This window comes from Zemynaea arenosa, from assembly GCF_004614185.1.
In the GTDB taxonomy this organism is placed as follows: Bacteria; Pseudomonadota; Gammaproteobacteria; order Burkholderiales; family Burkholderiaceae_D; genus Telluria; species Telluria arenosa.
The window spans coordinates 1-12,899 of record NZ_SPVF01000048.1 but is presented as its reverse complement, the minus strand read 5'-3'; the positions used below and the strand labels follow the sequence as shown (position 1 = coordinate 12,899).

Here is a 12,899-nt window from a genome sequence, read left to right as displayed (position 1 = left end):
CTGTCCGCCTGGGCGGCGCGCCAGCCGGTGGCGCCGGCGCTGCGGCCGCAATTGGTCCCGGGGCTGCTCGGTGGCCTCGCCGGGGCCGCGCTGATCGCACTGACGGGTTATCTGGCCCCGCCGGCCTTGCAGCAACTGGCAGCCACCGTCAGCATGCCGGCGCTGGCGCGCGTGCTCTACGGCGGTGTGACCGAGGAGCTGCTGATGCGCTGGGGCGCGATGACATTCTTCGCCTGGTTGTTCTGGCGCGTGTTCCAGCGCCGTGCGGCGGCGGGGGCGGGCGTGATGGTGGCGGCGATTGCGGTCGCGGCCCTGGGCTTCGGCATCGGCCACCTTCCGGCGGCGGCCACCCTGCTGGGGCAGCTCACGCCGGGCGTGATTGTGTATGTGGTGCTCGGCAATGCCACGTTCGGCTTTATTGCGGGGGCGCTGTACTGGAAGGTCGGCCTGGAGGCCGCCATCATCGCCCACATGGGCGCCCACACCGTCCTGCTGCTGAGCGGATTCTGAACCAAAAAACCCTGCTTGGAGCGGGCTGAATCCAATTCTCGTCTCTTCGCTGCGCCGCCGGTCGCAAAAAAAAACCCGCTCCTGGGAGCGGGCAGAATCCAATTCTTTTCTGAGGAGAGTTGGAGGAGACAGGTGCAATTATGCTGCGTCACAGCATATTAGTCTAATTGTATTTCCGCATATCAATCATAGATTTTTGTGATAAGCGGTTATTGGCAGGTCACCTTCAGGTTGGTCACGTCCGCATCGCCCATCTGCCCCACGCCATTGGTCACCGTGCAAACCTGCCCCGTCGGCTGGCTCAGCACCGTCACCCCGTAGGTCTTGCCGTAGTTGACTTCCGGCATGGTGAAGGTCGTCGCGCCAGCCGGCACGGCGATCACGCCGCCGGTCGAACCGTTGGTCAGCTGCAGGCCGGTTGCGGTCAGGCCCGTCACGGTGCCGGTCAAGGCGTGAGACTGGATGGCGCAGGTGAACACCGCGTCGATCGAGGCATAGCGGCCTGCCGAATCATGCGTGAAGGCAGAGGCGGAGCAGGCCTGGTGCGCCGGCTGGGTCTTGACCGTGATGTCGTACACGTCGCCGTACGACAGCGTGTTCGGGAAGGTGCCCGACACGGCGGCGCCCGGCGTGCTCGGCGGCGCCAGGGCCAGGTCCTGGCCGTTGGTGGTGAGCACCAGGCCTGGATAGATCAGGCCGTCGCCCGCGACGGTGGACGCGGCCACGGTCACATGCACCGGGAATTGCTGCTTGCCGCCGCCGCAGGCGGAGAGAACCAGGGCGCACGCTGCGGCCAGGACAAACGAATGCTTCATTGAGAGACTCCGGAAGTTCATTGGCAGGTCACGTTGACCGAATTCAGGTCGGCGGTCGGCATGGTGCCCACGCCACCGGTCACGGTGCAGGTTTGCCCGTTCGGGGTGGCCGGGGTGCCGACGTAGGGGCCGGTGTACACGAGCACGGCGTACGGGAACCCTTCGGCCACCGGCGTCATCGCCTTCACGCCGTTCTGGGTCACCGTGACCTTGTCGCTGCCGTTCACCAGCTCGAGGGTGGCGCCCGCCGCGAGCCCGCTCACGTTCACGTTCAGGGCATGGGTCACGCCCACGCAGGTCACGATCACGCTGCTGATGCTGTAGGCGCCAGTGCGGCCCTTGCCGTTCTGGACGGTGCAGGTTTCGCCGGACGGCTGGGTCTGCACCTGGATATCGAAGCTTTCATCGTTGCCCACCAGCGTGGAGAACACGAAGCTCTGGGACGCCGCCGACACCGCCTGCGTCGAGTTGTTGCCTTTGTTGACGAGCACCAGCCCGTCGCGGTACAGGCCGTACACATTGCCGCTGATGTACAGGCTGCCGTCCCCGCCGCCGCAGCCGGACAGCAGGAGGGCGCAGGCCGTGAGCGCAAGGCCGGCCGGCCGGGTGAAACGCTTCATATACTCTCCACAGATGGATGTCCGGCACCCTCAGGCGCGCCAGGACGAGACTCAAATGGACGCCATTTTAGTGCATTCGGCAACGCGCGGCCGCTTTTAGCTTTGTATCACCTTGTAACGCCGCCAACGCTTTGCGGACCGCCACAGCGGGCAAGCTTGTCAGGAGCGTCAAGGAAAAACCGGTCGCCCGGGCCTGCGAATTGATTTTCACCCCCGGCGTGGCTATGCTGGGCGCCTGTCTGCCTCAAAGCGGTTTTACCCAGCCTTTTTCCGTTTGCACCCATGACTTCCGATTCGCGGCGCCCCTGGCCGAAAGCCGTCCTGTTCGATCTTGACGATACCCTCTGGCCGATCGCCCCCGTGATCGTGCAGGCCGAAGCGCAGCTGTACGACTGGCTGCGCGAGCATGCCCCGCGCGTGGCCGAGCGCCACACCATCGATTCGCTGCGCCAGGCGCGCCTGACGCTGCTGGCCCAGCAGCCGCACTTCCAGCTCGACCTCGGGGCCCTGCGCCGCGCCGGGCTGGTGGCCGCCTTCGCCGAAGCCGGCGAGGACGAGACCAGGATTGAGGAGGCGATGGTGCAGTTCTTCGCGGCCCGCAATTCCGTGGTGCCGTACGACGACGTGCTGCCCGGCCTGCTGCGCCTGAAGGGCCGCGCGCTGGTCGGCTCGATCAGCAACGGCAACGCGGACCTCAGGACGATCGGCCTGTCGCACCACTTCAAGGTGTCGGTGGCGGCGCACGAGCTCGGTTACGCGAAGCCGGACAAGGCCATCTTCCTCGCTGCTTGCGAGCGCCTGGGCGTGGCGCCGGAAGACGCGGTCTACGTCGGCGACGACATCCTGCTCGACGTGCAGGGGGCGCAGCAGGCGGGCCTGCGCGCCGTCTGGCTGAACCGCACCGGCAGCCAGGCCCACCTGGAGCACAAGGTGATGCCGGATGCCATCGTCAGCGATTTCCATGGGCTGCTCGACTGGCTGCACCAGGAGCATGCGGACGCGGCGGAGTGAAGACAGCCCGGTTCCGCCTGGACTGCTGTGCTGCACAGCCGCGCAGCGCGGGTGCATAATAGTCACCACCGATTTCCCAGCCGAACCCACACGGACATGCAACTCGATTCCCGCGCCCAAACCCTGCTCAAGGCCCTGGTGGAGCGCTACATCGCCGACGGCCAGCCAGTCGGCTCCCGCGCGCTGTCCAAGATCTCCGGCCTCGACCTGTCCCCGGCCACCATCCGCAATATCATGGCGGACCTGGAGGAGATGGGCTACGTCTCCAGCCCGCACACCTCGGCCGGCCGCATCCCCACGCCGCGCGGCTACCGCCTGTTCGTGGACACGCTGCTGACCGTGCAGCACCTGGACGAGCAGTCGGTCCATTCCCAGATCCAGCTGCCCCCGCACCAGCCGCAAAAGGTGATCGCCAGCGCCGCGCAGATGCTGTCTTCGCTGTCCCAGTTCGCGGGCGTGGTGATGACGCCGCGCCGCGAGAGCGTGTTCCAGCAGATCGAATTCCTGCGCCTGTCCGAGCGCCGCATCCTGCTGGTGATCGTGGACCCGCGCGGCAATGTGCAGAACCGCCTGCTGCTCACGGACGTGGACTACAACCCCGCCGAGCTGGTGCAGTCGGCCAATTACCTCAACCAGAACTTCGCCGGGCTCTCGTTCGACGACGTACGGGCCCGCCTGTCCGGCGAGCTGCGCGAACTGCGCGACGACATCGGCCGCCTGATGCAGACCGCGGTGGAGGCGGGCAGTGCCGCAATGGAAGAGGACACCGAGAAGGTCGTCATCGCCGGCGAGCGCAACCTGCTGGCCGCGCCCGACCTGACCTCCAACATGTCGTCCCTGCGCCAGATGTTCGACCTGTTCGAGCAGAAGACCGGGCTGATGCAGCTGCTGGACGTGTCCAGCAAGGCCTCCGGCGTGCAGATCTTCATCGGCGGCGAATCGCAGCTGGTGCCGATGGACGAGATGAGCGTGGTGACCGCGCCGTACGAAATGAACGGCCGCATCGTCGGCACCCTGGGCGTGATCGGGCCGACCCGCATGGCCTACGAGCGCGTGATTCCGATCGTGGACATCACGGCCAAGCTGCTGTCGAATGCGTTGAGCCACGGCTGAGGCGCCGCGGCCAGGGAGGAACTCAGTTGCCCGGCTTGTGCGGGCAGTTGACCTTGGTGCAGTTGCCGTAGATTGCCAGCGCGTGCTCGGCGATCTTGAAGCCGCGCTCCAGCGCGATCTTCTGCTGGCGCTGCTCGATCTCTTCGTCGTAGAACTCTTCCACGCGCCCGCAATCGAGGCAGACCAGGTGGTCGTGGTGCGAACCCGCATTCAGCTCGAAGATCGCCTTGCCGGTCTCGAAGTGGTTCCGGTTCAGCAGGCCCGCCTGTTCGAACTGGGTGAGCACCCGGTACACGGTGGCCAGGCCGACGTCCATGTTGTCCTGCAGGAGGATCTTGTAGACATCTTCCGCCGTCAGGTGGCGGACTTCGCTGTTCTGGAAAATTTCGAGGATCTTGAGCCGGGGGAGGGTCGCCTTGAGGCCGCTGGCTTTCAGATCGTTCGGGCTGTTACTCATGGGTGCGGGGTCCTGCCGGGAGCGGTTTATGTTCGTTTTAAGTCGGAGTGCTTTATCATATAGTGTTTTAGCACCTTTCGCTTCATCGATTTGAGGTTACCCATGCGCTTGACCGCTTCCGTTTCGCCCCGCTTCCACCTTCGCGCCGCCGCGCTCGCATGCGCTCTGCTGGCGCTGGCCGGCTGTGCGTCCAAGGATCCGCTCAAGCAGGCCGCGCCGTCCACCCCGGCCCCGGCCGAGGTGGTGCAGGCCGATGCCGCCAAGTCCGCCGCCATTGCCAACGCCGGCGCGCAGACCACGTCCAATTCCAAGTTCCAGAAGTTCCTGTGGTTCTTCTCGCCCTACCGTCCGGACATCCAGCAGGGGAACTTCGTGTCCGCCGAACAGCTGGCCCAGCTGAAGGTCGGCCTGACCAAGGAGCAGGTGCGCTTCGTGCTCGGCACCCCGCTGCTGCAGGACATCTTCCATGCGGACCGCTGGGACTACCCGTTCCGCCTCCAGCGTGGCAACGGCGAACTGACCACCGCGCGCGTGACCGTCTACTTCGACAAGGAAGGCAAGGTCGCCCGCTTCGACGGCGGCAACCTGCCGACCGAGCGTGACTACATTGCCCGCATCGCCGGTCCGGTGCGCGCCGCCGAGAAGGCCCCGCCGAAGAAAGAAGAGCCAGGCGCGGTGCAGATCCAGGTAAATTCGGACGACGTCAAAGGCCGCCGCCCGTAACATGAGCGCGACCCTGAACATCGCGGTGGCCGGCGCTTCCGGCCGCATGGGGCACATGCTGATCGAGGCGATCGCGCAGGCCGAAGGCGTGCGCCTGTCCGGCGCCCTGGACCGCGCGGGTGCGCCCTCCCTCGGCACCGACGCGGGCGCCTTCACCGGCAAGCTCGCGGGCGTGGCCATCACCTCGGATTTCGCGCAGGGCCTGGCCGATGCGCAGGTGCTGATCGACTTCACCCGGCCCGAGGGCACGCTGGAGCATTTGAAATACTGCGCGGAGCATGGCATCAAGCTGGTGATCGGCACCACGGGCTTCGACGAAGCGGGCAAGGCCGCCATCCGCGCCGCTGCCGAAAAGACCGCGATCGTCTTCGCACCCAACATGAGCGTGGGTGTGAACGTGACCCTCAAGCTGCTGGAAGTCGCGGCGCAGCAGCTCGCGCACGGCTACGACATCGAGATCATCGAGGCGCACCATCGCCACAAGGTCGATGCGCCGTCCGGCACCGCGCTCAAGATGGGTGAGGTGGTGGCGCAGGCGCTGGGCCGCGACCTGAAGGACGTCGCCGTCTACGGCCGCGAAGGCGTGACCGGCGAGCGCGATCCGTCCACCATCGGCTTTGCCACCATCCGCGGCGGCGACATCGTGGGCGACCACACGGTGCTGTTCGCGGGCACCGGCGAGCGCATCGAGATCAGCCACAAGTCCAGCAGCCGCGCGGGCTACGCCACCGGCGCCCTGCGCGCGGCGCGCTTCCTGGCGGACAAGCCCAAAGGCCTGTTCGACATGCAGGCCGTGCTGGGCCTATGAACCCGGCGCTGGCGGAAAACCAGTTCAGCCTCGCGCGCTGGTGGGCGCAGGGCGATCCGATCAGCCATGCGGTGGCCTATGTGCTGCTGGTGATGTCGCTGGCCAGCTGGTTCTTCATTTTCTCCAAAGCCTTCACCTTGTGGCGCGTGCGCCGCGCCGCCCCGGCCATCGACGCGTTCTGGGATGCGCCGGACGTCAGCGACGGCCTGGCCCTCCTGCGTGCGGCCGATGGCGAGAACGTGTTTGCACCGCTGCCCGCCAGCGTGGCGGAGTACACGGGCCGCAGCGGCACCGTGGCCGGCGCGATGGAGCGCGGCGAACAGGTGACGCGCGTGCTGCGCCAGCAGATCACCCGCTCGACCCACCGCGTGGAAGCGGGCCTCACGCTGCTCGCGTCCATCGGCGCCACCGCGCCCTTCGTCGGCCTGCTGGGCACCGTGTGGGGCATCTATCACGCGCTGGCCAACGTGTCGGCCACCGGCACGGTGCAGATCGACCGCGTGGCCGGTCCGGTCGGCGAGGCCTTGATCATGACCGGCTTCGGCCTGTGCGTGGCGATTCCCGCGGTGCTGGCCTATAACGGCTTCAATCGCCTGAACCGCAGCACGCTGGCGGAGCTGGACGGCTTCGCGCACGACCTGCTGGCCTACTTCGGCAGCGCCAAATAAAGGGAGCGCGCGGCATGGCCTTCGGCTCCTTCAATCCCTCGCGGCCGCACCAGATGATGAGCGACATTAACGTCACCCCGATGGTGGACGTGATGCTGGTGCTGCTGGTGATCTTCATCCTCACCGCGCCCATGTTCACGCACGCGATCCGGCTCGACCTGCCGCAGGCCCAGGCCGCGGTGGCGCCGCCGCACGGACAGCCGGTCACGGTGTCGCTGGATGCGGCGGGCCAGATCTACTGGAACGATGAGCGCGTGGACGCGGCGGGTTTCGAAGCCCGCCTGGCGGAAGCGGCCGCGCTGCCCGAGCCCCCCGAGCTCCAGCTGCGGGCCGACCGGGCCACGCGCTACGAGGCCGTGGCCGAGGTGATGGCCGCCGCCCAGGCCCACGGACTCACGCGCCTTGGCTTCGTCACGGACCCGCGCAAGAAGACGCCTTGACGCCCGTGACAGCTCGGCTATGATTGACAAAAAATCAAAGTCAATCACGTCCGAAACTGAATGCCTGAATTGCTGGATGGCCGGCTGTCCCTGACCACGCCCGAGGGCGTGCGCCTGCACCTCGTTCCCGCCGGCCCGCCTGTGCGCGCGCTGGCCTGGGCCGTCGACTTTGCACTGTTTATCGGCGTCGTGACGCTGGTGTCCATGTTCCTGGCCAGCTCCAGGCTGGGCTACGGCCTCTATCTCATCCTCCTGTTTGTCACCTACTGGGCCTATCCGGTGCTGTGCGAGGTGTACGCGGGCGGCGCCACGGTCGGCAAGCGCGTGGCCGGCATCGAGGTGGTGCAGGACAATGGGCTGCCGGTGCGCTTTCGCGAGTCGGCCCTGCGCAACCTGCTGCTGGTCGCGGACTTCCTCCCTTTGATGTACGCCACCGGCCTGGTCGCCATGCTGTTCGACGCGCGCTTCCGCCGCGTGGGCGACCTCGCCGCCGGGACCATGGTGGTCTACCGCGACCGCAAGGCGGTGCGGGGAGCGGCGCCGGATGCCGCGCCCGTGCCGCTGCCGTTCCCGCTCACGCCCGCACAGCAGCGCGCACTGGCGGACCTGTTCGCGCGCGAGCCGCGCCTCCCGGCCGAACGGCTGGAGGAACTGGGCAGCATCGCCGAGCCGCTCACGGGCCGCACCGGCATGGCATCGCTGGAGCGCCTGCGCGGCATGGCGGCGGGGCTGCTGCGGTGAGGCAGGCGCAGTTCGAGCAGCTGCATGGGCCGCTGTGGGAGCAGGTGGAGGCGCTGCTGTCCGCGCGCCGCAGCGAGGAGCAGGCCCGCCTGCCAGAGCTGTACCGCCGCCTGTGCCAGTGCCTCGCCCTCGCCGAGCAGCGCGGCTACGCGCCCGCGCTCACCGGCTACCTGCGCAGCCTCGCGCTGCGCTGCCACCGCCAGCTGTACGGCGCCAGCGCCGCGCGGCCGCTGGCGCTGGCCTCCCTGTTCTTCCAGCTGCCGCGCACCGTGCGCGCGCACTGGCGGTTGCTGCTGGCAGTGCTGGTGCTGTTCTACGGGACCGCGCTGGCGGCGGGCGTGTTCGTGTGGCTCGATCCGCAGCGCGCCTTCCTGTTCGAGTCGCCCATGGAGCTGGCGCGCATGCACAAGATGTATTCGCCCTCCAGCGTGCGCGTGGGGCGCGGCGGAGCCGAAGGCGATGTTCTGATGTTCGGCTTTTACATCTGGAATAACGTGTCGATCGGCTTCCGCACCTTCGCGGGCGGCGTGGCCGGTGGGTTGCCGGCCCTGTTCAGCGTAGGCCTGAATGCGCTCAGCTTGGGCGTGACCGGGGCCTGGCTGTCGCTCGACCCGGCCACGCGCATCAGCTTCTGGTCCTTTGTGGTCACCCACGCGAGCTTCGAGATCACGGGCCTGCTGCTGTCCGCCATGGCGGGCATGCACGTCGGCTGGGCCGTGCTGCGGCCGGGCAGACTCACACGCCGCCGCGCATTGCAGGAGGCGGCCCGCACCATGTTTCCGGTGGTGGCGGGAGCCGCCGCACTCACGGTGCTGGCCGCGTTCTTCGAAGCCTTCTGGTCGGCGCGCACGGCGATTCCGCCGGAGGTCAAGTTCACGGTCGGCGGCATCTGCTGGCTGCTGGTGATCCTGTACTTCGCGCTGGCCGGGCGCACCCTACGCGGGAGGGACGATGCAGCTTGAGCGCCTGCAGCTCGACCTGCGTCCGCGCCCGCACGCCCAGGCGCTCGACCTCGGGCTGGCCCTGCTGCGTGCGCACGCGGCCGGCACCTGGCGCGCCTGGCTGGCCCTGTGGCTGCCCGTGGCGGCGTTGATGATGGCGGCCACCTGGTACTGGCCGGCCCATAGCGGCTGGTTCATGACACTGGCGTGGTGGGTGCGCCCGCTGCTGGAGCGCGCGCCGCTGTATGTGCTGTCGCGCGAAGTGTTCGGGGAACACGTTGGCTGGCGCACCGCGCTGCGCGCCTGGCCGCGCGAACTGCGGGGCGGCTGGTTCCGGCTGCTCACGTGGTGGCGGCCGTTCATGTCCGGCCGTGGTCTGTATCAGCCGGTGTGGCAGCTGGAACGGGCTAGCCGCGCGACGGCCGGGCAGCGCCTGCGCGTATTGGGGCGCCAGGGGACCGGATTTGCGGCATGGGCCTTCGGCATCGCCTGCAGCGCGTTCGAGTTCGTGCTGGTGTTGGGCGTGATTGGATTGCTGGCCCTGTTCGTGTCGAGCGAGCACACGGCCAATCCGTTCGCGCTGTTCGCGCCCAGCTCCACCCTGACCGGAGACGCACGCGAAGCCTTCCTGGCACTCACCATGAGCGGCGCCTACGCGGTGGCGGTGGCCATCGTCGGCCCGGTGTACGTGGCCTGTACGTTCGCGCTGTACCTGAACCGGCGCGCCAACCTGGAAGCGTGGGACATCGAGCTCACGCTGCGCCAGATCCGGCCACCGCACGTACCACACCTGGCGCGCGCCACCGCGGGCACGCTGCTCGCGGTCGTGCTGTGCGCCGCCGCCCTGTGGCTGCCCGCGCCCCCGGCGGAAGCGGCTGAAGGCACACTGGTGTGCGACCCGCCGGAGGTTTTCGTCACGGCCACCCAGCCCGCGCGCGGCCCGGACCAGGACGAGGCCCAGCGCCGCGTGCGCGCCGAAGTGGACGCGCTGTACGCCTCCGAGGACCTGCGCGGCTACAAGTGCGAAAGTGTCTGGCGCCTGCGCGACCGCGCCAAGCCAGAAAAGAAGAAGCCGGATGTGCCGCTCAAGCTGCCCGAGTGGCTGGCGCTGGTGGTGGAGGCCGCCCTGATTGGCGCGGCGGTGCTGCTGGTCGGCTGGTTCGTCTGGCGCTACCGGGACCGGTTGACCTGGTCGCGCGAGAGGGGCGCCGCCGCACCGGCCACCGAGGTCGCGGGTCTGGACATTACGGAGGCCAGCCTGCCCGACGATGTGGCCGGGCATGCGCGCGCCATGTGGGCGCGGGGCGAACGGCGGCCCGCGCTGGCGTTGTTATATCGTGCCACCCTGTCGCGGCTGGTCTACCAGCATGGGCTCGACGTACCGGCGGGCGCCACGGAGGGCGACTGCCTGCGGGCGGCGCGCGCGGCGCATGCGACGCAGCGTTTGGACGATGCGGCACTCGGCGTGACCACCGGTCTGACCAGCCTGTGGCTGGCCGCTGCGTATGCGGACCGCTGGCCGGACAGCGCGGCCTTTGAGGCGCACTGCGCGGCCTGGGCCTCCGTGTTTGCGGAGCTGCGGGTATGAGGAAGAATCCGGCCCTGCTGATTGGATTGCTGTCGCTGGCGGTGGCGGGCGCGCTGGTGGCGCTGTGGCTGCACTACATGGAACGGGTGGTGGAGGGCGTGCCCGCGTTGTCCGAGGCGGCGCGCGAGAATCCGCTGCTGGCCGCGCAGCATCTGCTGGCCCGCCACGGCCATGTGCTGACCGTGACGCCGCTGCTGAATGAGCAGACTGTTTCCGCCTTGCCCGCGCGCGGCACGCTGCTGCTGCAGGCAGGCGTGCCCGATCCGCGTGTGGCCGGGCCGTTGCTGGAGTGGGTCCGGCGTGGCAACACGCTGGTGATGTCGCCGATGTGGACCATGAAGGATGCGCCCAAGTCGGTGCTGCCATCGGCCGAGCGGGACGTGATCGGCCAGCGCTACGGCGCCAGCGTGGAACTGCGCGCCCGCCAGGACGACACCTGCCGCCTTGACCCGCGCCGCGAGCCCGGTGCGCGCACGGACGACGGTGCGCCGCCGCTGCCCATCGTCGCCGCGGGACCGGACGAGGAGGAAGACGAGGAGGATGCCCAGCCGGAGACCGCGGGCGGTGCGCCGGCCGAACCGGCAGGTGGCGCGCCCCGTGCCTCCCCGCCGCCGCCACCACCACCAGCCCACCTGGTCTGCCTGCACATCCCCACGCTCGGCCACCCACTGGAGCTGAGCCGCCCCAATACCCCGCTGCGCCAGGCCGACCCCGGTGCGCCCAAGCCGCTGTGGAGCGACACGTACGCCCTGGGCGTGGCGGTGTTCCCTGAAGGGCGCGGCCACGTGGTCATGGTGGGCCAGGACTACTTCTCCAACTTCCCGCTGCGCCAGTTCGACCATGCGGAACTCCTGCTCGCCGTCAGCGGCCTCGCCGGCCCGCATGCCCCGGTGCTGGGTGTGCAAAGCGTGGAAGTGGCCCACTGGACCATCTGGCTGTGGCGCCACTACGCGCCGTTCATCGTATCGCTGGCCGTCCTGCTCACGGCCTGGCTATGGCGCCAGACGCGCCGCTTCGGCCCCATGCTGCCCGTCCCGCCGCAGGAGCGCCGCGCCCTGCTCGAGCATATCGACGCCAGCGCGCGCTGGCTGTGGCGCGTGCCCGGCGGGCGCGAACTGCTGCTCACGGCCGTCCGTGGCACCACCGAAAACCTGCTGCGGCGCCGCGCCCCTGCCCTGTACAAGCTAGCGCCGGCGGCGCGCATCCGCCATCTCGCGGGCATGTGCGGCCTGCCGCCGGACGCCGTCGAACGCGCGCTGCACGGCCCCGCCGCCACGCGCCCGCTCGATTTCACCCACCAGATATCCACCCTCCACCAACTGCGACGCCACTATGAACGATAGCTCCGCCGCCGGATCGCCGGCCGTCGAAACTCCCGCCCCCGAGGCTTCCGCCATCCCCGCCGAACGGCTGGCACAGGCGAGTGAGCTGGTCCGCCGCATGCGCGAGGAAGTCCGGCGTGCCGTGGTCGGCCAGCAGGCCGTGATCGACCAGGTGCTGGCCTGCTGCCTGGCCGGTGGCCACGTGCTGCTGGAAGGCGTGCCGGGCCTCGGCAAGACCCTGCTGGTGAAAGCGCTGGCGCGCACCTTCGCCGGCGACTTCGCGCGCATCCAGTTCACGCCGGACCTGATGCCGGCCGACGTGATGGGCCACGCGGTGTTCGACATGCGCAACCAGAGCTTCACCGTGCGCAAGGGGCCCGTGTTCACGCACCTGCTGCTGGCCGACGAAATCAACCGCGCTCCCGCCAAGACCCAGTCCGCGCTGCTGGAGGCGATGCAAGAGCGCCAGGTGACCATCGAAGGGGAGGCGCACCTGCTGGCCGCGCCGTTCATGGTGCTGGCGACCCAGAACCCGCTGGAGAGCGAGGGCACTTATCCGCTGCCGGAGGCGCAGCTGGACCGCTTCCTGATCAAGGCCCGCATCGGCTACCCGACGCAGGACGAGGAACTGGCGATGCTGCGCAGCGTGACCGGGAACCGCATCGGCGACGCGCTGGACGTGGAGCAGGTGCGCCCGCTGATGAAGGCCGAGACGCTGACCGCGCTGCAGCAGCTGGTGGCGCACATCCGGGTGGATGCGGCGGTGGCCGACTACGCGGTGCGCATCGTCCGTGCCACGCGCAGCTGGCCTGGCATCGCGGTCGGCGCGGGCCCGCGCGGCAGCATCGCGCTGGTGCGGCTGGCACGCGCGCTGGCCCTGCTGGATGGGCGCGACTTTGCGACGCCGGACGACGTCAAGGCCGGTGTGCTGCCGGTGCTGCGCCACCGCCTGGCGCTGGACCCGGAGACCGAGCTCGATGGCCTGGGTGCGGACGACGTGCTGACCGCGCTGCTGGACGCCACCCCGGCGCCACGAGGCTGAGGACCCGATGCAGCCGTCTGCGCGCTTCTTTGCCGTGCTGGCCGTGTGGGCGTTGCTGGGCCTCGTGGCAAGCCTGGTTCCGGCGCTGCTGCCGTGGTGG

15 protein-coding genes are annotated in these 12,899 nt (G+C 69.0%); 12 read left to right on the top strand and 3 right to left on the bottom strand.

Going from position 1 to position 12,899, the window contains the following annotated elements:
- Window positions 1-510 (top strand): CPBP family glutamic-type intramembrane protease (locus E4L96_RS03420; protein ID WP_135205828.1); only part of this gene is annotated, 510 nt, incomplete at its 5' end.
- A gap of 209 nt (window positions 511-719) precedes the next feature.
- Here the strand turns inward: E4L96_RS03420 and E4L96_RS03415 are convergent.
- Window positions 720-1,325, bottom strand: a complete 606-nt coding sequence (locus E4L96_RS03415; RefSeq protein ID WP_135205827.1) for a hypothetical protein — start codon at window positions 1,323-1,325, stop codon at window positions 720-722.
- 17 nt (window positions 1,326-1,342) lie between these two features.
- Window positions 1,343-1,945, bottom strand: coding sequence for a hypothetical protein (locus E4L96_RS03410; RefSeq protein WP_135205826.1), 603 nt, complete (start codon window positions 1,943-1,945; stop codon window positions 1,343-1,345).
- A 282-nt stretch (window positions 1,946-2,227) separates the two neighbouring features.
- On the opposite strand from E4L96_RS03410, the gene E4L96_RS03405 reads away from it, so the two are divergent.
- Window positions 2,228-2,956 carry an HAD family hydrolase gene (locus E4L96_RS03405; RefSeq protein WP_135205825.1) on the top strand — a complete coding sequence of 243 codons (729 nt, stop codon included), beginning with the start codon at window positions 2,228-2,230 and terminating at the stop codon, window positions 2,954-2,956.
- A 96-nt stretch (window positions 2,957-3,052) separates the two neighbouring features.
- Window positions 3,053-4,069 (top strand): heat-inducible transcriptional repressor HrcA, encoded by a 1,017-nt coding sequence (gene hrcA, locus E4L96_RS03400; protein ID WP_135205824.1) that lies wholly within the window; start codon window positions 3,053-3,055, stop codon window positions 4,067-4,069.
- A 22-nt stretch (window positions 4,070-4,091) separates the two neighbouring features.
- On the opposite strand, the gene fur is transcribed toward hrcA, so the two are convergent.
- Window positions 4,092-4,526, bottom strand: a complete 435-nt coding sequence (fur, locus tag E4L96_RS03395; protein WP_135205823.1) for a ferric iron uptake transcriptional regulator — start codon at window positions 4,524-4,526, stop codon at window positions 4,092-4,094.
- Window positions 4,527-4,628: 102 nt separating this feature from the next.
- Between fur and E4L96_RS03390 the strand changes: the two genes are divergently transcribed.
- Genes E4L96_RS03390 through E4L96_RS03350 form a run of 9 tightly spaced genes read left to right on the top strand, consistent with a single transcriptional unit; the run spans window position 4,629 to window position 12,799 of the window.
- Window positions 4,629-5,249: an outer membrane protein assembly factor BamE gene (locus E4L96_RS03390; protein WP_181017578.1), complete on the top strand. Its 621-nt coding sequence runs from the start codon at window positions 4,629-4,631 to the stop codon at window positions 5,247-5,249.
- 1 nt (window position 5,250) lies between these two features.
- A complete protein-coding gene (dapB, locus tag E4L96_RS03385; RefSeq protein ID WP_135205821.1) occupies window positions 5,251-6,057 on the top strand; it encodes a 4-hydroxy-tetrahydrodipicolinate reductase in 807 nt (268 codons plus the stop codon).
- Window positions 6,054-6,725 carry a MotA/TolQ/ExbB proton channel family protein gene (locus tag E4L96_RS03380; protein WP_135205820.1) on the top strand — a complete coding sequence of 224 codons (672 nt, stop codon included), beginning with the start codon at window positions 6,054-6,056 and terminating at the stop codon, window positions 6,723-6,725. Before dapB ends, E4L96_RS03380 begins: the two co-directional genes overlap by 4 nt.
- 14 nt (window positions 6,726-6,739) lie before the next feature.
- On the top strand, window positions 6,740-7,165 hold the full coding sequence (locus tag E4L96_RS03375; RefSeq protein WP_135205819.1) for an ExbD/TolR family protein: 426 nt from the start codon (window positions 6,740-6,742) through the stop codon (window positions 7,163-7,165).
- Window positions 7,166-7,225: 60 nt separating this feature from the next.
- Window positions 7,226-7,906 carry an RDD family protein gene (locus E4L96_RS03370; protein WP_135205818.1) on the top strand — a complete coding sequence of 227 codons (681 nt, stop codon included), beginning with the start codon at window positions 7,226-7,228 and terminating at the stop codon, window positions 7,904-7,906.
- Window positions 7,903-8,868 carry a stage II sporulation protein M gene (locus tag E4L96_RS03365; protein WP_167758588.1) on the top strand — a complete coding sequence of 322 codons (966 nt, stop codon included), beginning with the start codon at window positions 7,903-7,905 and terminating at the stop codon, window positions 8,866-8,868. Before E4L96_RS03370 ends, E4L96_RS03365 begins: the two co-directional genes overlap by 4 nt.
- Window positions 8,858-10,435, top strand: a complete 1,578-nt coding sequence (locus tag E4L96_RS03360) for a DUF4129 domain-containing protein (RefSeq protein WP_135205817.1) — start codon at window positions 8,858-8,860, stop codon at window positions 10,433-10,435. Before E4L96_RS03365 ends, E4L96_RS03360 begins: the two co-directional genes overlap by 11 nt.
- On the top strand, window positions 10,432-11,778 hold the full coding sequence (locus tag E4L96_RS03355) for a DUF4350 domain-containing protein (RefSeq protein ID WP_135205816.1): 1,347 nt from the start codon (window positions 10,432-10,434) through the stop codon (window positions 11,776-11,778). The genes E4L96_RS03360 and E4L96_RS03355 overlap by 4 nt, the downstream gene beginning before the upstream one ends.
- On the top strand, window positions 11,768-12,799 hold the full coding sequence (locus E4L96_RS03350; protein ID WP_135205815.1) for an AAA family ATPase: 1,032 nt from the start codon (window positions 11,768-11,770) through the stop codon (window positions 12,797-12,799). The genes E4L96_RS03355 and E4L96_RS03350 overlap by 11 nt, the downstream gene beginning before the upstream one ends.
- Window positions 12,800-12,899: the final 100 nt, after the last annotated feature.